Genomic DNA, 20,086 nt, shown 5'->3' on the forward strand with positions numbered 1-20,086 from the left:
GACAATTATGTTCATGTTGCAATAAAAGCATGTATGGAAAAAAGTGACGGCTGAAATAATGCGGTCCTTTTTTGTTACTCAACAAAACCAGCTAATAGTTGTCAAGATTTTTCAATAAAAATATTAAAACCTACATGCTATACTAAAAAAAGGGTACACCAAATAAGCCTTCCTCTTTAAAATTGGAAGGTTTTGTTTTATGTGCTTAGATATACTTTTTAATCCTCGTTTTGGAAGGTTACTTTCCTTTTTAGTAGGGCATAAATCCAATGTAAAAGCTTATTAGCACAAGCAATTATTGCTACTCTAAAAGGTTTTCCTTCTTCGCGTTTTTTATCGTAGAACTCTCTTAATTTCTTGTTTCTAGGGAGTATTTCATCACTTGTTTTTTGCTTGCGTGCATCTCTTATACCGCATTGTACAGCCATAAACAATGCTTGCCTTAACCTGCTAGAACCTCTTTTGGTTATGCGATTTATGGAAGCAGTAAATCTACCTGAAGAGTAAACGCTAGGATCTATTCCAGCGAATGCTACTAGCTTTTTAGGATGATTAAACCGCTCTATCTCTCCAATTTCAGAGATGATTGTTGCCGCAATCTTTTCTCCAACACCAGGGATAGACTGGATTATCTCATATTCTTTAATTTCTTTAGCGAGGGCATCTATTTCTGCTGCTAACTTTGATAGATGCTCTTGATATTGAAGAACAATGTTAATAAACATTCTTAGGTTAAAGATATGGCTTTGGTACAAGTTGTTTTGAAATGGATTACGTAATGCAGCTTCTCTCAATTTAATTGCTTTTTCTTTTGCCCATTTTTCTGAACGGGTTGTACATAATTCCGCAATTTTATTAGTAAGATCTGATTCGCTAACACTTAAAACCTCTTTGGAGGTTGGGAAGATTGATAGAATCTGTAACGAAATTTTTGAATAGAGATTCCCAAAGACACCTCTATATTCAGGGAAAACCTGATCTAAAATGGATTGTAGCTGTAATTTTGTTTGTGCAGCTGTGCTTGATACTGTTTCTTGTTGTCTAGTGAGATTACGAAGATTTAAGAGTTGTATGCCTCTTTTCTTATATGGTTCTAACTCTTCCTTGTAATACAGCTCACATAGATGATAGGCATCAATGGCATCAGTCTTTACCTTGCGTAAATTTGTACTTCTAGCTCGATGAGAGACAAGTGGGTTTACAATAATATAGACGTATTGTTGCTCCTCCAAAAATTGAATGACAGGAATATGATATTGACCTGTAGATTCTAAAATAACCGAAGGTTGCTTACCATCAGCTAATTTCTCTATATCTCTTAGAAATTCTAATAAACTATCTAAACCTTCAAGAGTATGTTTAATACTAAAGCTCTTACGATATGGTTTGCCTTTATCTAAAAAGGCTTGCACCTGACTTTCTCCTTTTGAAACATCCAGACCTACGACTGGATTCATAATTAAATCTCCTCCTAAAGAAAACTAAATTCGTCGGTAACCCCTAAAGCTGCTTGTAATGTCATAGGTTCGCTTGTTAAACGGGATCCTTGTCCCAACCAGCTCGAAACATGTTTATACAAGTAGGGGGTGAACAGTTTTGTTGACGGGATTAAGTCCCACGGGCCAGACGTTCTACCCCGACTACCGTTATAATAAGACCTAAACGAAAAAGGTCAACCAGAAAAATCTGGCTAACCTCATATTACGATCGGGCCATATTGTTGAATAACATTTTTTCTGGGTGAGTGTTAGAAAAGATGCAGATTTATAACGATAAGAGATTTGCTATACAAGTTTTTATGCAAATTAAAGAACAAGCCCAGCAAGTATAAACACCGTTCCATCAACGGTTTTCCTCATCTGTATAAAATGCTGCATAACCAATGTTCATACAAAAATGCACGAAACGTTGATTTAACAACGTTCGTGCATTTTTAATGTGGCCCCAAACTTTCATTTGGGAACTTTTTTTGTATGCACTTGAATGAAGCGTAAAACTACTCTTTTATTTAATCAATGAGATAGCTGCCAATTCTGGATACCTTTTATTAATTAGTCAGAGATAGTTACTAATTCAGAAAGTTTCTTAGCTACATCTTCAAGCGAATCTTCCGCAGTATCTAAACCACTTCTAGATGCTAATAAAGGACTTACATCTCGAAGTGCATCATAAGTTGTACCATGAACAATTGGAATTAAACGGTCTGTAGCAAGTAATACAGACAGTTCCTTATCTGCAATACCCTCTTTTGTTAAACGATTTAGGAATGATGGAGTTACTAATACGATTCCAACTTTTGAAGCTGCAAGCCCTTTATCAATAGCTCGTAATAATGGCGCACCTAGCAAGACATCTTTTTCACTAAACCATACTGATACACCTAAAGACTCAAGTAAATCATGTAAATCTTTAGCCGATTCTTTCCTATCGTCCCAAGCATGACAAAGAAAAACATCTCTTAAATCTGGCTTAGCAACAGTTATTTCCTCAACTTTGTTACGAATTGGTGTAAGAGTTCTAATTTCTGCTGAAGTGTAAATTACAGAAGAAGTAGATTTTGACCATCTCGGTTTAGAACTACGACTCGAACTCCCACCTGAACCCCCACTATTTGTACTTCTCGTATCATAATATGACGGAGAAGAATAAGATGGAGAAGAATACCTACCATAACCGCCTCTACTACTACATGCTGGACAATTTGCTGCAGCACTTGCTGAATTATGCCCTCTTACTGGAGCTGTACATCTAACCATTCGTTTTCTTTTCCCCCTAGACTTGTTATTTTCCAAATACTAGCCAAAATATATCACAATCATATTTAATCGTGTCTGTCGCTATCTAACCGTTCCTAAGCTACCATTTGGGGACTTATTTGATATCAAATTTAATTCTTCTTACTACCATAAATTAAAATCTACTTTACTCGTTTTAATCTAGGCTTACTTTTTCTGACTTCTCTTGAATCTATTTCTTTGAATGCTTCTTTGACTGTTGCTTTAGCTGTTGCTTCAGCAACATTTGTAACTATTCTTCCAATAAAATTTTCCCATCCACCACTTTTTTAATTATATGCAGTTGAGCTGCACCACCAGAAATCCACTTTCCTGTTTTTTCGTTATAAATTTTCCCCTTCATTATTAAAATCTCCCCTTTCAAAAGCTATTTAATATTTCTTAATACTATGTTACATTAAATGTTATAATATAGGAAGGTGATAGAATATTTAAAAAAACTAGTTTAAACATTGATAAATAAGGATTTATTTATTTTTTATCAAAAAAATAGTTGGTATAAATATAACTTTTAGTTGTCCAAATTACAACTTTATTTAGATATATTAGATATTTAGCAACTTTTTTTGTTTATATTACAACTTTAGGAGTGGTTTTTTATGAGAAGAAGGGGTCGTCCAAAAGATAATGTGTATTGGGGTGCGTTTATATTAAAATGGTTTGAATTACTTCAAACTTCAAACTTCACAGGAACTGACTATAAAGTTTTGTTTTTTCTGTGTTCAAAAATGGACCCCAGAACAAACAATATATACATTAAACAAATTCAAATTGCTCAGGAGTTACATTTAGATAAGGGAAATGTTTCAAAAGCAATAAAGAAATTACGAGATGAACAATTTATAGCAAAAATTCAAAATGGATTTATGCTTAATCCTAATTTATTTTATGTTGGTAAAGCTCGTAGAGAAGACAGAGAAGATATTCGTGAACAGTTTGATTCATTAGTTGAACACCCTAGATTTTTTATGGATGAAGACGAAGGTCAATTGATTGATATTACTGATTCTCCGAATACTAGAAGAGTTCGAAATATAAAAGATTTGAAAGATATGACTGATTTTTAAATGAGTTAGCAGCCAACTCATTTTTTTGCTCTTGAAAACACTGTTCAGCAAGTTTTAGAATCGGGCGACTACTCAAAATAGCGTCGAAACTAAGTACAAAAAAGTCCCCAAACCATCGTTTGGTAACATTTCCTTTTCTTAACATTGTAAATGTATAAATCTGATGCCACCCTTATTCCACAATCGGGCGCTTTCCTTGAATAAGGAAAGTGCTTTATTCAATTAAAGGGCCAGATTGTGGTATAAGACTCAGTAAATGGCTTGTATAATTATGTTAATGTTAAGGTTGAGATTGTATCGAATATAGTTAAATAATGGAGTAGATTAGTTTAAGAATCTAAATATTGTATTGAAATTTTTAGGGGAAATAGTAAACAAGAGTATTAGATGAAAAGGAGCGGGTGTAATGAACTTAGAAGAAAAAAATCAAAAAAAAAGGGAAATTCAAGGGAATTATAGGAAGATAATTAATAAAAATAGAAAAGCAAGTAACATTAATAGAAGAGAAATTTTTATAGTATCTTTAATTATGTTCCTGTTTGTTTTAATTTATATCATGGCAGGTCCTGGATTTTGAAAGAATTGTAAGCAACTGTATTTCGCAAGTAAAAATTGAGCCATTTATTAATTAAAAACTGATCCACTTAAACCGAACTATTTTCTAGCCATTCTTTTGTATCTAATATTCGATAAGATGGTCCAACCATGTCTATCATATAGGCTCTATGTGTTAATCGGTCTGTTAAAGCAGCTGTTAAAACTGGATCATGAAAAACTTCTTCCCAGCGATCAAATGATAAATTACTTGTAACTATCGTTGACGCTCGTCCTGCCCGTAGGGAAAGATGAGTAAATAATAATTCTGCGCCTTCTTTATCAAAAGAAATGTAACCTAGCTCATCGATAATCACTAAATCATACTTTTCAAACCTCAATTCAAATGAACGTAACGTTCTTTCAGAACGGCTTTCTTTTAACTGATTTACAAGGGATGACACCGTTGTAAAATACACCTTATAACCTGCTAAACAAGCTTCAATTCCTAAACCAATTGCTATATGTGTTTTACCTGTACCTGGTGATCCGATTAATAAAACGTTTTGTTTTTCTTGAATAAAATCTAATTTCTTTAAATGAGAGAGACGAGAGGCCGCATTTTGCGGTAATCTCTCAGTCTCTAATTCAGTTAATAGTTTCTTTTCTGGAAAATTCGCTGAACGAATCCGATTCGCTTTTGCTCGCACTTCTCGATCTTGCATCTCTTGGACCAGTGCGTGATATAAGAAATCTTCTGCTGTCTGATATTGTTTCCACATATCATCATCTTGTATAAATCCTCGAATGCTTGGTAGTCGAAGTTCTTTACACATTTCAATCATTTCTTGTCGCTTATCCATTAATGAAGCACCCCTGTCTTTTTAGTTTCGAATAATGCCGTAATGGCTGAAAGATTTTCGAGAGATTGGGTGGTGACCTCATTTTTGGAATGTACAGTTTTATGAATGTGTTCGCATTGATTAGCTAAGAAAATAATCTTATCTGTTGATATTTGAACCATAGGGTTCTTCTCAAGTTGTTCAACTGCCACTATGATTTTTTCTAGATTGTTATGTTCTTTTAGATAGATAAGTAACTCTAGAAAATCTCGCTCATTTCCAATATAATAATCTTTGTATAATTTTTTTATTTTTGTTGGTGCTTGACTCAAACATTCACTTTGAGCCAATGCACCTTTTTTCTTTTCAAATGTACGTAAGTAATGATAGATATCCATAATCCACTGATGGATCTGCCAACTTCGCTTATGTGTTGCGATACAGGCATTATCACTAAAAATAAGAATTTTTTCCGCACTCGCTTTTACTTTCACCCATTCTCCTACATGTCCTTCTGGAACAGAATAACGATTTTGTCTATAAGTAATCGTGCTATATTTGTCCACTCTAAATTCAAACAACTCAGAGGCATCAAATGGAATAATATCTGCACTTACTTGCCGAGCTGCACGTTCTTCTAGCATTAATTCATGGTGGGTTTGATTTTTCTTATAATGTTTACGAGAGTTTAATCTCATGATGATTTCTGTTAGATAGGCCTGAGCTTCTTCTAAACTTGTAAACGTATCTCGATGGGCAAATGCTTTCCGACGGATGTATTCTACACTCCGCTCCACATGCCCCTTCTGATTTCCTTTTCTCGGTTCACATAGTCGTATTTTAAAATGATAATGCATCGATAGATTTTTCATACCATCGGTAATCTCACGCTCAGTTCCAATAAAGTTTTTTACAACAGTTCGCATATTATCGTATGTAAATACCTCTGGTACAAAGCCTAAATAGTTAATACACTTTACATGTGCATCTTGTACACAAACCATTGTTTCTGATTCATACAAATAGGCAAATCGATCATTACTATATGGTAGGGTAAAGACCGCCATCGAAAGAGAACGTAACGTTTGATCAATGATTAATTTTACTTCACCCCAGTCAAATTCAATCTCATGACCAGCAGTTGCCTTTTGACGAATAAACACTTCTTTTTGACGTTTCTCCTCACTATTTACAAAATTTCTAACAGTGGTATAACTAATTTCAAAACCTTCATCTAATAACTTTTCATGAATATCAATCATTTTTAGTTGTTGCTTGTGCATCTGATGTTGCCGTTTAAATTCATTATCTTTTAACATTTTTCGAATACGTTTCATCACCGTAGGTGTTAATGCACGTTTATTGCCTTTTCGCTTTTTATACGACGGAGGCGTTACATAGTTATCTGTAATAGGTAGTTCTCGAATATCTTGCTTTCTTTTTTCAAGATCCTCTTCGATATACTTTTTTACAGTATTCCGAGAAATCCCAAGCTCCTTCGCAATTTGACGTTGACTCTTATTTTCTTTATGAAAGGCTAATAAAACTTTTTGTTTCTTCTCCAAAGAAATCACCTCTATACGCTCCTAACTCTATGAAGTTAGGATTATTTTCATATAAAAGTGGCTCACTTTTCAACTGCGATGGTGGCTCAGTTTTAGCTTATCAAATACAAGCAACTTAGTCAGATATATACTTTTTTTATGTAAACTAACAGTTGCTTTAGTTCAACAAGTAAAGGGAATAATTATCATCTTGATGTCAACATTCTAGCTCGTTTGTTAAGGAACGCATATTCATAACTAGATTTATTCATACACTTTAAGCGAGTATTTCTTCTTATAATTTTAATAGAACTCCTTTCTTTAATGTTAAAAGAAGCTTACTCAAATATATAAAAGTAAGCCTCTTCTTATTTTTATAAAACAATAATAGAATTGTATCTATTAATATTTTAATTAATCCCAAAAAGTAATTAAGTCTTTTGTAGATTGCATAGTAGACTTATAAATGAAAAATTCAGCTTGGCCATTATCCCCGTCACAATATCCTGAAATATCAGGGAATATCATTTCATAAAAACCAGCACCAGAAAATTTGAAATTTTTTACAGTCGTATCAAGTAAAGGATCATGTTCTCTTAAAGAGTATAGATAGGGACCAAACTTAGATTGAACAATAGTTACGCGGTAATCTCCGCCATGGGATGGATAAATACTAGATTTACTTCCAACAAATTCGTCGCCAATTAGGTCCCATTCTCCAGCGCCTAGAAGAGAAATACCTGTATTATTATAGTTGCTTTTCAATGATAAATTAGCCATTTCGACACTTGGTGAATCAGAGATTCTTCTAATAATGACATCATCAGTTATTAAAATATCTTGATCTTCAGTAAAATAAATCGTTTCTACTTCTGATTCAGTTTGTGCTACTTGTTGTTCTTCAGTAGAATTACTTAATTCGGCTGCATCTGCCTCATCATAAAATAAAAAACTGCCTCCCACTAAGAGAAAGCCAAAAAATAATTTTCTCATAACCAACCTCCTATATTATATGACAAAATTATACAATAATATATTGCGATTGTAATATATTTAATACAGTTTAAAGTTAATAGTTATTTTTTGATAAAATGAATTATACATTTACTAAAGTACTTATAGTGATATATGGGAGGAAGAAGTATGAAAAAAATTCTTATTTTGATATTGTCAGTTATTTATATATCTGGTTGTAATGTTTTATCTTCTTTTGATACGTTTGAACCTGTAGAAGGCAAAATTGTTAGCGATAATAAAGAATATACAATGATAATAGGAGATTTCGAGTGGGTTGAAGAGGATTTTGAAGCAAATAAAAAAAGCAATTTAGATAAAAAAGGGTTAGCGGATGAATTTGATACGTTAGAGTTGGAGAAAGGTACAAAATTAAAAATTGAAATTGATGGAAGCCCTCTTTCGTTAAAAATAAACGAGGAAAGTGAAGACGGGTCCGTTAAATCTATAGATATTAGAGAAAGCGAAATCACCCTACCTACAAATGAGGGATATTATATTTATGAAGTAAATGCAAAATGGAATGAAGGGAATATCTCGTATGTTTTTGATGTAAATATTAAATAATAAAAAGGATTACAGTTTTCTCTACAGGAATTTTTGGCATGGAAAATAGATATTAACAAAAGCTTTCAGAAAAAGGAACTAAAATTCGTTTTAAAACAAATCGTTATTCAATAATCGGGCACAATTCGGTAGTGACCCCTTAAAGTTAGAGTTATTATTATGCAGCTAATTGGCTGGCATGTTTTCGGTAATTTACTGGACTCATGCCGGCCAATTTTTGTTTTATACGAACATTATTATAATAATTGATATATTCTTTTATTTTCTTTTGTAATGTTTCGTAAGAGATTAATTGTTCTCCATAATACATTTCCTGTTTTAATAAGCTAAAGAAGTTCTCCATGGCCGCGTTGTCTGCGCATGTTGCTTTACGAGACATGCTTTGAAAAATCCTGTTCTGCCTTAATGTTCTCACCCATGTATTATGTTGATAGTGCCATCCTTGATCTGAGTGAATAGTTGTCCGATATTCAGCACACTTTTGAATGATTGGAAGTACTTGTTTAAGTGAGTCTAAAACAAAATCTAGGCTTGGCCGTTTTGATATACTAAACCCAATAATTTCACCATTATATAAGTCCATGATTGGACTTAAATATAATTTTTCATCATCCGTACATTTAAATTCAGTTACATCAGTCACCAATTTTTGAAGGGCATATGGCGTTCTGAATCTACGATTCAAAAGGTTTTTAGCGACTTTTCCAACTGTTCCTTTGTAGGATTTATAGCGTGATTTACGTATGAATTTTACACATTTCAATCCTAGGTTTTTCATAATTCGTTGTACCTTTTTATGATTAATTATGTGTCCTTGCGCTCTTAATTCCCCATGAATTCGGCGGTAGCCATATCGCCCTTTATGTTGTTCGAAAGTCTCTAAAATCAAGGCTTTCCACTCTAAATCTGGATCTTCTTGCCTCATCAGTTTGATATGATAATGATACGTTGCTTCTGGAATATCCACTTGTTTTAAAATATCTTTTAATCGAAATCCTTCTTGTTTAAGTTCGAAGGCGATGGCGGCTTGTGCTTTTCGAGGAAGGCATCTGGATTCTCTCGAAAAGCCTTCAACTTTTTTAAATAAGCTACCTCTAAACGAAGCAGTTCATTTTCGCGTTCTAGTTGCTCCTCACGTGACATTGTTTTTTCTTGGCTATTCACTGTTGATTTTTGTTTCTTAGACATGGATGGGCGCCCCTTTGGTTTTCTTTGCAGGCCCTCTATCCCTTCTTTTAAAAACCGATGATACCAACTAGCAACTAAAGTGGGATCATTCAATTTAAAGTGAATTGCAGTATCTTGATGAGAAGCACCTGTTCGTTTCATATAGCTTAATACATCTAATTTAAATTGAACAGAATAAAACTGCTTCGTTTTCTTAACGGATAGCCCACTACATCCAAACTCTTGATAAGCACGTACCCATTTCCTTAACGGTGTAGCACCGACACCATATTTTTTCGCTATCGCTCTATATCCTAGTGAGCCACTTAAATATTCTTGAACCACCATCAATTTAAATTCTTCATTATATTTAGTCATAAAAAATCATCCCAAAAGTTAGTTTTTTTACTCTAACTTTTGGGGTGCAGTACCTTTTTCAAAAGGAAGGGTAGCTTTTTTATTTTAGCAAAAAGAGTATCCTTAAATGAGAATTAGCCATTACATAAACCAATTCAGTTTTTATTGTCCCTAACTCTAACACAGGCATTCCGTATTTTTAAAACTATTTCCAGCTTTGCTGTAAACCTTTTTACGAAAATGGACTCTTTATTAATGAAGACTTTGAAAGGAGGAGCTATGAATTCTCATCTATTGTTGGATATATACAATAAACAAGCAAAAATGATTTATTACTATTTAAAAAAGAACGGTTGTAGTCATGAAGATGCAGAAGATATTGTTCAAGAGAGTTATACGAAATTTATCGCTTATAGTAGTGGTGTTCCTTCAGAGAAAGCTCTTTCTTATATTTTTACCATTGCAATGAATGAATTTAAAAAGTGTTTAAAGAAAAAAGGGATAGAAAGAGCTATTTCGATTGATGAACATCGCTTCTGGAATAATTTTGCAAATGACCATGATACTGAATTGAGCGTTATAAATATCGAAATGAATCAAGAAATTTCACTTATTTTAGAAAGCATTCAAGAAATCTATAAGCAGCTCTTACTATTAAAATACGAGCTTGGACTTAGTTATAAAGAGATTGCTTTATTACTAGGAATGAAGGAAGAAACGATTAGGACATATTTATTTCGGGCAAGGAAAGAATTTCAAAAGAAGTGGAGGAATCTACATGAATGATTTTTCAGACGATCTTTATCTTTTTGATGAAAAGAAAATCAAGAAGGCAGTAAGAAGAGGAAAAATGAAGACGATCATTATAACTATTTTTGTTTCTTTAGTGGTATTTGTAATCTTGAACATAGCTAATTTAGCTATTTCATCACATTTTAGCCAAAAGGCTTTTAATCAATGGGATGCATATGTCCGTCTCAGCACTCCTAATGGATACATAAGTGAAACCGTGGATTCAAGGGGGGTATTAGGTGGAATAAGCAACTATGAAATTTCAAAGGATTTTAAAATTAAATCGGTCGTTATTGAACAAAAACAATATTCATTTGGTCTAATCCCATCTGTTTTAACTTCAAGAAGTTCAGGTGGAAACGTGGGAATTACAGGTGAAGATTGGCAATTTAGCTATAAAGAAAATGGGTGGAGAGAAATGCTATTTTTCCACCCCAATGTACCTTATAAACAATATAAAGATGATGAACAGTTAATTAACGGTATGCAGGGAGACAAAGTTTATGAGGTAGCACTTTCATTTGATCAGCCTTACAAACCAAATGAACTTTTTATACAACTTCCTGAAATGACATGGTTTTGGATAGACACTTATAGTAGTGAACAGTTAAACAAGTTTCAAAAAGAGGCAAAAGAAAACGATTGGTCTTCAACATTTATTAGAGAAAAAGATGCACTAGGTTTCTCAATAAATACGCCTTATATTTCACTCCATGATTTAGACAGTGAGTATGAACAATTTTTAGATTTACTGCAAATGAGTATTTCCCCTGATCACCAGAATGCTTTTAACAAGATGAAAGATATCAAGTTAGAGGATGTAGAAATATTAGGGGTGGTCGTTTATGGAACGAAGGATGAATTAAAAGAAATCCTAGAGAATCCTATCATTAAAGCTTCTTCGCTTGGAGGAGTCATTGAAAATTATTAGGATAAAATAAATAATATTGTTTTGCATTATCGAGTATTCCACAATCGGGCGCGATTGTGGAATAACTAAAATCCTATATTTATAACCCCGTTCTTATTTAGAGCGGGGTTATGCAAAGAGAGATCCACTATTTGAAGAAAAATTAAGAAACACGATTATAGACAATATGTTTCGGAATATCTCTAATATACCGAATATGTCAAACCTTAACATTCCGTTAGAGGTAATGACACAATTCATTTCTTCAGCTCATTTAGGTGTTATACGATATTGGTTAAATACAGATATGAAGCAAACCCCAGAAGAGATTTCCTCGATGTTAGTTCAAATGATATTAAAAGGACCTTTGGAAGCGAGTGGGCTAATCAAGAATATAATGGAGCAAAAATGAAGTTTTTTAGAGAAGACAAGCCTACTCTTTAATCTTGAGTAGGCTCGTTAAAGGTTATTTTAACAATTGTTGTTCAAATCTTTCTTTCACACTGTTCCACTCTTCTTGAATAATGCTGTACATGACTGTATGGCGAATCGTTCCTTCTTTACGAATCATATGATTGCGTAAAATGCCTTCTTTTACAGCACCTAACCGTTCAATCGCTTTTTGGGAACGAACATTTTCGTGTCCTGTTTTAATTTGAATCCGCTGCATGCCCAATTGTTCGAAGCCGTATTGTAGTAATAAATATTTACAGTTTGTGTTGATGTTTGTTCGCCACACCCTCGGATTTAGCCAAGTAGAGCCAATTTCTAAACGTTTATGTTGAAAAGAGATGTCCATATAAGACGTTGCCCCGACAATTTGTTGAGAACTTTGGTCGATAATGACAAACACAAAATCGGTTTCAGCTTCCCGTTTTTTTATCCCTTCTTCTACGTATTTCATTACGCTTTCTTTACTCAATAATTCCACCGACATATGTTCCCAAATACGGGGGTCTGATGCGGCAGAAAGAATCCCGTCCGTATGTGAAAGATTGATAGGTTCTAGTTTCACGATGTTATTTTGTAATATTTTCATTTTTCATCACTCCTTGTATTCATTAAATATCAGCTTTGATATGATAGAAATAACCAAAAAGGGGAAAATGAACAATACCAAGGAGCGTCAAAATGGAACTACAAATTATTTTTTCAACCGATGAACCGAAGTATATGACCATTTATAAGCAAATTAAAAAACAAGTCTTAACGAACGTCATCCATGCCCATGAACAGTTACCGCCAAAACGACTGTTGGCGAGCCAACTGAATGTCAGTATACAAACGGTTCAAACGGCTTATGAACAACTTATTAGTGAGGGCTTTATTTATACAATTGAACGAAACGGTTATTATGTCTCTGAAGTGGAATTTCCTTATTCCTTTGAAGATTCCTTTAAGCCTATAGTAGAAATTGAAGAGAATGAAAATCCAACGATTAGTTTTCGGAACGGCCAAGTGGATGCTGCCCATTTTCCATTTTCCGTTTGGACGAAATATGTAAAGGATCATTTTCAATCGAACATGATGCCAAATGCTAAGTGGCAAGGGGAAGCAATGTTACGAAATCAAATTACGCGGTACATACGAAAGGCAAAGGGCATTCACTGTCAGCCAAAGCAAATTTTTATTTTTAACGGTACCCAACAACAATTAAAAGTGCTAAGTCAATTTTTAAAACCAACCGCTGTCGGAATTGAAAATCCTGGTTTCCATCGAGTTTACTATACGTGGAAACAGTCCCGGCTTGAACCAACCCTTGTCCCGGTCGATGAACAAGGTTGTACGGTTCCGACTGTTCCGCTAGATTTGCTTTATACAACACCTGCTCATCAATTTCCAAAAGGAACAATCATGTCCATCACAAGAAAGGGAGAATTGCTACAGTGGGCCGCTGCTCATCAAAGTTATATTATTGAGGATGACTATGACGCAGAATTTCGTTATAAAGGAAATCCGATTCCACCATTGGCCCAATTAGATTATGAAGAACGGGTCATTTATTTCGGTTCTTTTTCTAAAACAATGATTCCTTCTATACGGGTGAGTTATATCATTTTGCCTATGCATTTAGTGGATTCCTTCGAACAGTTTATGCAATTTGACAAATCGATGGTATCCAGATTGGATCAAGTAGTGCTCGCCCATTTTATGAAAGATGGGCATTTTGAAAAGCATATCGCGAAAATGCGAAAACTTTACAGTGAGAAACGACAACATTTAATCGATGAAATTAAAAATCGACTAGGCGATGAGTTTATAATTACAGGTGATGATGCGGGGTTACATATTGTTTTACACTTACCCGATTATTTAACGGAACAACAAGCTTTGCAAAAGGCGAAATCAGTAGGGGTAACCGTTGATGCCTATTCCCAATTTCAATTTGATCGAACAGGGGAAACGTCGAATAAAGTTGTTATCGGCTATGGCACCTTGTCGTTGGAACAAATTACGCAAGGTATTGCCGCTATATCTACTGTTTGGAAATCCAAATAAATAAGAAAATCTCATCTGTATGAAGCAGGTGAGATTTTTCATGTTATTCTTTCGTTGGCCTTTGAAATAAGTATATTTGGCGGGCAATATATTCTGAACTAAAGTGAATACCATCCTTTAACCACCACATAATGATCCTGTCATTGAGGCTACTTTAATATCAAAGTCGATGTATTCTTTCGTTACTGCTTTTTCGGCATTTTCTCTCCTCGTCGCTTAATAAATGAAATAGTTCGTTTTCAAACTTCCGCATTTCAAACAATACACCGATGCATTTCCGATGGTCATACAAGAAATCTAATAAAATGACGAATGTTCATGATTCGAGAGGTCTTTCATATGAATTAAATCACCTACTTTATTCGACAATACGTCGATAATTTCATCGGTGATTTGTTTTAATAAATCGTTTATATCTTGGTAATGTAAATAGAACGTTGTGCGATTTAGTTCGGCGCGATTTGAAATTTTTTGAACCGTTAAATCGGCGATGGATGGGTTTTCGGCTAAGGGAGAAAACTGCATGTTTAAACATTTTATTCGACCGAATGGATCCGCTCCATTCCTAAAAATAAAAAAGCGGTCTATGCCAATGTTGAAAAGAATAAACTAACTTGGATTGTATATTTTGATGAAAAACTTCTGGAAGAAGAAAAAGAAAGATTAAAAGTGGCTTTAACCGAAATAATATGTGACTTTCCGGAAATATCCACTGTCGATTTGCAATATTTTTATCATACTGAACCTATGGATATGAAAATACTAACTATTACAATTGGCTTTTTACTAGATATGAAGGTGATTAAATATTAGAGCTAACTAGTTTGCTAGCGTAGGAAAGTGAGTCCATACATGGGAATGTTTACAATTATTCCGCAGTTTCATTTTTTGAGCGTTTTTCGTTTTTAAAGGAAAATGGCTCCAATGAATGTCTTCGGATTATAACCAATAAGGAGGAATTACTATATTTTGTCAGTTTCAATCAGGCAGGGAAAACATCGAATAAAGTTGTTATTAGCTAATATCACCTTGCCGTTGGAAGAAATTACACTACGTATAAGTGCAATTGATACAAGGTATCCAGAACAATCGGTTTCGAATAAGAAAATATTCTTTTTCAAAGAAAGTGACGAAATCACCATAAAACTATAGCTGTTGAGTAGTAATTAAATGGTTAACCATTAATGGGAATAAAAATTGTTTTCCAATAACCATTAAGAATACCTTGTGTCTAATTAGGAAAGTCTATAATTATAGAGATTTTTATATCATTAAAATTTACAGATTGGGGTCTTTTAAATGGAGTCAATATGGTTAGAGTATGCCTGGACATTGTTGATTCTAATTGGATTAGAAGGATTATTATCAGCTGACAACGCTCTAGTACTTGCAGTTATTGCCAAGCATTTACCGGAAGAACAGAAAAAAAGAGCTATAAATTACGGAATTCTATTGGCCTTTGTTTTTAGATTTGGTGCACTTTTTGCCATTTCTTTTATCGCCAATGTGTGGCAAATACAGGCGATAGGGGCTGCCTATCTTCTATATCTAGGATTAAAGCATGTCATTCAGGCACGGTTTGGTAAAGATAATAAGAATATTCATAAGGATGATGAAAAGGAATCCGCAGGGAAAGGTTTTGGTGCTACTGTAGGGAAGATAGCATTGGCGGATCTTGCTTTTGCAGTTGATTCTATTCTAGCCGCAGTTGCTCTTGCCCTCGGTCTTCCAGATTCCCCACTAGGCGACTTTGGTGGTATGGATGCAGGTCAATTTATCGTTGTACTACTTGGAGGTATTGCTGGACTTGTTTTGATTAAATTTGCAGCAACTTGGTTTGTACAACTTCTTGATAAACGTCCAGCTTTGGAAACTACAGCATATGCCATTGTTGCTTGGGTTGGTGTTAAACTAGCTGTAATCACGCTTGCCCATGAGGATATCGGTGTGTTGGATCATCACTTCCCTCACAGCACTACGTGGACACTAATCTTCTATGGGGTATTAGTAGCTATTGCCCTACTCGGTTGGTTTGCGCCTAGTAACAAGTCAAAAGGAAAAGATGTATCGTTATAGATAAAAATAATCTATAAAAGCATTGCCTTACCACTATCTTCCTATAGTCCCTTCGTATTAAATTGAACCTTGTTGGAAAAATTTGAATTGACTTTTAAAAAAAACGGATGTAGAGTGAAAATTAAATTAATAGGAAAGACCACTAGGGGAGCCATTTTGGCTGAGACAGAGTAATCTGGACCCTTTGAACCTGATCTAGTTCATACTAGCGTAGGAAAGTGGAGTCCGTGCATGGGTATGCTTACAATTATTCTGCCGCTCCATTTTTTGGAGCGGTTTTTTCGTTGTTGAAGGAAAAATGGCTCCAATGAACGTCTTCCGATTATAACCAATAAGGAGGAATTAACATGAGTTTTTCAGCAGAACTTAGGAGGGAAGCAACTCCTATCTTTAACGCAATTTTTGAACATCCTTTCGTACAAGGAATCGCAAAAGGAGATTTAAAAAGGGAACAATTAATCCATTACGTCAAACAAGATTTTGAGTATTTAAGTTTCTTTATACGAATCTATGGAATTGCTATTTCAAAGTGCGAGAATCGTGAAGATATGGCCATGTTTAATCAACAAATATCATTTGTTTTAAACAGTGAAACCCATCCGCACCAAAACTTTTGCCAAATCGCAGGTGTACCATACGAAGAGTTACAAGGATATCCGTTATCACCATCTGCTCACCAATATATTCGTCATATGCTGACCGTTGCCCATGAAGGAACGTTAGGCGAAATTTTAGCTGTTTTATTACCTTGTCCGTGGACTTACTGGGAGATTGGAAAGAAATTATTGAATGATGTAAAACCAGATCAATTCCATCCATTTTACGAATGGATTCATTTCTATGGTAGTCGTACGGATTCCATTACGACAAAATTCTGTGAACGTTTAGATGAATGGGCGTTAGATGCAACAGAGAAAGAAAAGGACAAGATGCGAAATCATTTTTTACTCAGTTGCCAGCTTGAATATATGTTTTGGGATATGGCTTATCGGCTGGAAGAATGGCCTGTCAAAATGGAGGCTGTCAAAGAATGAAGTGGAAGATGAAAGAAGTTGTTCTTGCGGTTATTTTATCCGTAGCTTGCGGTGTTATTTATTTAGGCTGGTCGACCCTTTGGATTCCGATTTCCGCTCTAGTCGGACCAGTTGGAGCAGGATTTATGTTTGGGATTTGGGTCATTGCTAGCCCAATCGTTGCTTATATCATCCGTAAACCTGGTGCAGCCTTTATCGCGGAGGTTGCAGCAGCGGCTGTTGAATTACTAACGGGTAGTCACTTTGGTTTATCGGCTCTGTTAGTAGGCGTTTTCCAAGGGATTGGTTCCGAAATAGCCTTTGCCTTATTTCGATATAAACGTTATAACCTCTTTACATTAATGCTTTCAGGTGCTTTAGCGGGGGTTTTAGGAATTGTTTATAACTTATTGGCTAACGGTTTTGGCTATTACACAACGGGCGTATTTTTTGCAACATTAGCGATTCATATTATTAGCGGAGCGATTCTCGGAGGATGGTTAGGGAAAGTGGTAGTAGACGCCTTAGCCAAAACAGGGGTGTTAGAACAATATGAAATTATGAAACAGACGAGAAAAAAGGGCGAGATCAATGAAAACGTTTCTAGGCTGTAAAAACTTGTTTATTCGCTTCTACAATCGCTCTGAACAATCGCTTCAAAATATAACGTTGTCCATAAATAAAGGGGAAAAAGTATTAATTTTAGGACCTAGTGGGAGTGGGAAATCAACTTTGATTTCCGCCCTTGCTGGTATTATTCCGGAACATATTGAGGCCGAAGTAAATGGTGAAGTATTTTCTAGAAAACATGTTGGCGTGATGTTCCAAGATCCGGATTCTCAATTTTGTATGTTGCATGTAGATGAAGAGATTGCTTTTAGTCTGGAAAATCGATCTATTCCTCGAAATGAGATGGACAAAATGATTGCAGACTTAATGGGGCAAGTCGGTTTGAACGTAGATAAGAGAACACCGATTGAAACATTATCAGGTGGAATGAAGCAACGATTGGCGTTGGCTTGCCTGTTAGCATTACAACCCGAAGTGTTGTTTTTTGATGAACCAACAGCCCAACTAGATCCGAAAGGTAGACAGGAAATATTTGATTTACTACACCAATTATCGAAAAAAAAAAACAAACGATGGTATTTGTTGAACACGTATTAGATGGTTGTATCGAGTGGATGGACCGGGTCATTTTGTTAAATGATCGCGGAACTGTGATTGGGGACGGAAAACCAAAGGACATTCTTCAAAACTTCCAGAAGGAAATGGAAGAAGCGGGGATTTGGCGGCCAAAAGTTTTTCCAGAAAAGTGGTCGGAAGTAGTGGAGAATACGTCCCATCCTTTATCGATTATACTATCGGAAATATTAGAAACGAAGCCAGTAAAAAAAGAAAATAATGACGTAGTGATTCGTACAGAAAATATGGAAATAGGCTATGGGAAAAAGGCCATTGTAAGAAACATTTATGTGGAAATCCACAAAGGGGAATGGATATCCATTATAGGGGAAAACGGAAGTGGAAAAAGTACGTTCTTAAAAAGTGTGATTGGCTTAGAGCCTATAAAAAAAGGACAACTTTACTTTCAACATAAAGAATTAAAGAAATGGTCCGATCGTGAATTATTTGAAAAGGCTGGCTTTGTTTTTCAAAATCCAGAACATCAATTTATAACAGATACCGTGTTTGACGAAATTGCCTTTGGTGGTCGACAAAGAAATTGGCCAAAGGAATTAATTGAAACAAAAACGATGCAATTGTTAAAGGAGTTTGGATTGGAAAGATATCGCGACGCTCATCCTTTTACATTAAGTTTAGGACAAAAACGGCGGTTAAGTGTGGCGACGATGTTATTGTTCGATCAAGTTTTACTATTGCTCGATGAGCCTACTTTTGGCCAAGATGAAAAAACGACAAATGAATTAATTCGTTGTTTAAAAGAAAGGCAGAATCAGGGAACGACTATTATGATGGTGACCCACGATATGGATTTAGTTGATCATTATTCGGATCAAGTCATACTCTTTAACGAAGGAAAAGTGATGTATCAAGGCCAACCGTATGGATTATTTTCTGATGAAAAAATGGTACGAGAATGTGGATTAATCCCACCACTCCATTACCAGTTGATGCATGAAAGAAGGGGGCTTGTTTTCGTATGAAGGCAAACGATTCCTTCCTCGCTTCTTTAAATCCGAGTTGTAAGTTACTTACGCACATATTCGTCATGTTTTTATTAATGACAATCTCAAATCCAAAAGTAACCTTATTCATATGGATTCTCGGTGTATTCGTGGGAATTTTGTTAGGAGGTTGGCGGATTTCGTACCTTTTCAAACGGCTTGTGCCATACCTTGGGTTTTCCATTCTTGTCTTTTGGATGATGGCGGCCTTTGGCGAAGGGGAAACAACGATTTGGAAATGGGCTTGGTTCCATGTGACGGAGGAAAGTATCACAAATGGCTTAACGGTCGCATTAAGAATGTTAGGCTTTGTCACGTATGGCTTATTATTTACTTCTACAACCGATTTAACCTTGTTCATTATGAGTTTAATTCATCAATGTAAGCTTTCACCAAAATGGGCCTACGGATTACTAGCCGGATTTCGGTTTATCCCGCTCTTTCAATCGGAATTAAAGCAAATGAAGACGGCCCATAAAGTAAGAGGATACAAACAAAAAAATAGTTGGAAAGCGTTTATGCGGTATTCCATCCCATTGTTTAGTCAAGGAATACGAAAGGCAGAGCGAATTGCCATTGCAATGGAAGCCCGTGGATTTACAGGGACAAAAGAGAGAACGTATTATCAAACGACTCATGTAGTTGCGAAAGACTGGGCTTATGCATTTTTATTATTAATCGTTGTAATAACGTTGATGGTGGTGGAGTGATGATTTAGTT

17 protein-coding genes, 4 pseudogenes and 1 riboswitch are annotated in these 20,086 nt (G+C 35.1%); of the genes and pseudogenes, 12 read left to right on the top strand and 9 right to left on the bottom strand.

The window, feature by feature from the left end; genetic code table 11:
- Nucleotides 1-218: 218 nt before the first annotated feature.
- Complete coding sequence (locus MHH69_RS02005) at nucleotides 219-1,457, bottom strand: IS110 family transposase (protein WP_191709098.1); 1,239 nt, start codon at nucleotides 1,455-1,457, stop codon at nucleotides 219-221.
- Nucleotides 1,458-2,051: 594 nt separating this feature from the next.
- The gene (locus MHH69_RS02010) at nucleotides 2,052-2,756 is read right to left on the bottom strand and encodes a toll/interleukin-1 receptor domain-containing protein (protein ID WP_122973747.1); all 705 of its coding nucleotides are present in this window, start codon (nucleotides 2,754-2,756) and stop codon (nucleotides 2,052-2,054) included.
- A gap of 638 nt (nucleotides 2,757-3,394) precedes the next feature.
- Here MHH69_RS02010 and MHH69_RS02015 point away from each other — a divergent pair.
- On the top strand, nucleotides 3,395-3,862 hold the full coding sequence (locus tag MHH69_RS02015) for a MarR family transcriptional regulator (RefSeq protein WP_122973746.1): 468 nt from the start codon (nucleotides 3,395-3,397) through the stop codon (nucleotides 3,860-3,862).
- 406 nt (nucleotides 3,863-4,268) lie between these two features.
- Nucleotides 4,269-4,439, top strand: a complete 171-nt coding sequence (locus tag MHH69_RS02020; RefSeq protein WP_158599747.1) for a hypothetical protein — start codon at nucleotides 4,269-4,271, stop codon at nucleotides 4,437-4,439.
- 67 nt (nucleotides 4,440-4,506) lie between these two features.
- On the opposite strand, the gene istB is transcribed toward MHH69_RS02020, so the two are convergent.
- From istB to MHH69_RS02035, 3 genes are all read right to left on the bottom strand, one after another.
- Nucleotides 4,507-5,259 (bottom strand): IS21-like element helper ATPase IstB, encoded by a 753-nt coding sequence (gene istB, locus MHH69_RS02025; RefSeq protein ID WP_341361466.1) that lies wholly within the window; start codon nucleotides 5,257-5,259, stop codon nucleotides 4,507-4,509.
- The gene (gene istA, locus MHH69_RS02030; RefSeq protein ID WP_341361467.1) at nucleotides 5,259-6,803 is read right to left on the bottom strand and encodes an IS21 family transposase; all 1,545 of its coding nucleotides are present in this window, start codon (nucleotides 6,801-6,803) and stop codon (nucleotides 5,259-5,261) included. The genes istB and istA overlap by 1 nt, the downstream gene beginning before the upstream one ends.
- Nucleotides 6,804-7,196: 393 nt before the next feature.
- On the bottom strand, nucleotides 7,197-7,775 hold the full coding sequence (locus MHH69_RS02035; RefSeq protein WP_122973727.1) for a hypothetical protein: 579 nt from the start codon (nucleotides 7,773-7,775) through the stop codon (nucleotides 7,197-7,199).
- A gap of 150 nt (nucleotides 7,776-7,925) precedes the next feature.
- Between MHH69_RS02035 and MHH69_RS02040 the strand changes: the two genes are divergently transcribed.
- A complete protein-coding gene (locus MHH69_RS02040) occupies nucleotides 7,926-8,363 on the top strand; it encodes a hypothetical protein (RefSeq protein WP_122973726.1) in 438 nt (145 codons plus the stop codon).
- A 157-nt stretch (nucleotides 8,364-8,520) separates the two neighbouring features.
- Here the strand turns inward: MHH69_RS02040 and MHH69_RS02045 are convergent.
- Nucleotides 8,521-9,387 (bottom strand): annotated as a pseudogene (locus MHH69_RS02045) (IS3 family transposase); the annotation flags it as partial.
- Nucleotides 9,348-9,908 carry a transposase gene (locus tag MHH69_RS02050; protein ID WP_341361621.1) on the bottom strand — a complete coding sequence of 187 codons (561 nt, stop codon included), beginning with the start codon at nucleotides 9,906-9,908 and terminating at the stop codon, nucleotides 9,348-9,350. The gene MHH69_RS02050 and the pseudogene MHH69_RS02045, both read right to left, overlap by 40 nt.
- Before the next feature lie 258 nt (nucleotides 9,909-10,166).
- On the opposite strand from MHH69_RS02050, the gene MHH69_RS02055 reads away from it, so the two are divergent.
- From MHH69_RS02055 to MHH69_RS02065, 3 genes and pseudogenes are all read left to right on the top strand, one after another.
- On the top strand, nucleotides 10,167-10,673 hold the full coding sequence (locus MHH69_RS02055; protein ID WP_122973723.1) for an RNA polymerase sigma factor: 507 nt from the start codon (nucleotides 10,167-10,169) through the stop codon (nucleotides 10,671-10,673).
- Complete coding sequence (locus MHH69_RS02060; protein WP_122973722.1) at nucleotides 10,666-11,610, top strand: anti sigma factor C-terminal domain-containing protein; 945 nt, start codon at nucleotides 10,666-10,668, stop codon at nucleotides 11,608-11,610. The genes MHH69_RS02055 and MHH69_RS02060 overlap by 8 nt, the downstream gene beginning before the upstream one ends.
- Nucleotides 11,611-11,740: 130 nt before the next feature.
- A pseudogene (locus tag MHH69_RS02065) lies at nucleotides 11,741-12,001 on the top strand (TetR-like C-terminal domain-containing protein); the annotation flags it as partial.
- 54 nt (nucleotides 12,002-12,055) lie between these two features.
- On the opposite strand, the gene MHH69_RS02070 reads toward MHH69_RS02065, so the two are convergent.
- Nucleotides 12,056-12,628 carry a GNAT family N-acetyltransferase gene (locus tag MHH69_RS02070; protein WP_341361622.1) on the bottom strand — a complete coding sequence of 191 codons (573 nt, stop codon included), beginning with the start codon at nucleotides 12,626-12,628 and terminating at the stop codon, nucleotides 12,056-12,058.
- Between the two features lie 92 nt (nucleotides 12,629-12,720).
- On the opposite strand from MHH69_RS02070, the gene pdxR reads away from it, so the two are divergent.
- Nucleotides 12,721-14,088 (top strand): MocR-like pyridoxine biosynthesis transcription factor PdxR, encoded by a 1,368-nt coding sequence (gene pdxR / locus MHH69_RS02075; protein ID WP_341361623.1) that lies wholly within the window; start codon nucleotides 12,721-12,723, stop codon nucleotides 14,086-14,088.
- A gap of 43 nt (nucleotides 14,089-14,131) precedes the next feature.
- Here the strand turns inward: pdxR and MHH69_RS02080 are convergent.
- Nucleotides 14,132-14,623 (bottom strand): annotated as a pseudogene (locus MHH69_RS02080) (TetR/AcrR family transcriptional regulator).
- 764 nt (nucleotides 14,624-15,387) lie between these two features.
- Between MHH69_RS02080 and MHH69_RS02085 the strand changes: the two are divergent.
- From MHH69_RS02085 to MHH69_RS02105, 5 genes and pseudogenes are all read left to right on the top strand, one after another.
- The gene (locus tag MHH69_RS02085) at nucleotides 15,388-16,164 is read left to right on the top strand and encodes a TerC family protein (protein WP_341361624.1); all 777 of its coding nucleotides are present in this window, start codon (nucleotides 15,388-15,390) and stop codon (nucleotides 16,162-16,164) included.
- Between the two features lie 134 nt (nucleotides 16,165-16,298).
- Nucleotides 16,299-16,398: riboswitch (TPP riboswitch) on the top strand.
- A gap of 113 nt (nucleotides 16,399-16,511) precedes the next feature.
- A complete protein-coding gene (tenA, locus tag MHH69_RS02090) occupies nucleotides 16,512-17,198 on the top strand; it encodes a thiaminase II (RefSeq protein WP_341361625.1) in 687 nt (228 codons plus the stop codon).
- A complete protein-coding gene (locus MHH69_RS02095) occupies nucleotides 17,195-17,791 on the top strand; it encodes an ECF transporter S component (protein WP_341361626.1) in 597 nt (198 codons plus the stop codon). Before tenA ends, MHH69_RS02095 begins: the two co-directional genes overlap by 4 nt.
- Nucleotides 17,769-19,345, top strand: a pseudogene (locus MHH69_RS02100) (ABC transporter ATP-binding protein). Before MHH69_RS02095 ends, MHH69_RS02100 begins: the two are co-directional and overlap by 23 nt.
- Nucleotides 19,342-20,076, top strand: a complete 735-nt coding sequence (locus tag MHH69_RS02105) for an energy-coupling factor transporter transmembrane component T family protein (RefSeq protein ID WP_341361627.1) — start codon at nucleotides 19,342-19,344, stop codon at nucleotides 20,074-20,076. Before MHH69_RS02100 ends, MHH69_RS02105 begins: the two are co-directional and overlap by 4 nt.
- Nucleotides 20,077-20,086: the final 10 nt, after the last annotated feature.

Origin of the sequence: Ureibacillus sp. FSL E2-3493, assembly GCF_038077515.1 — a bacterium.
In the GTDB taxonomy this organism is placed as follows: domain Bacteria; phylum Bacillota; class Bacilli; order Bacillales_A; family Planococcaceae; genus Ureibacillus; species Ureibacillus halotolerans.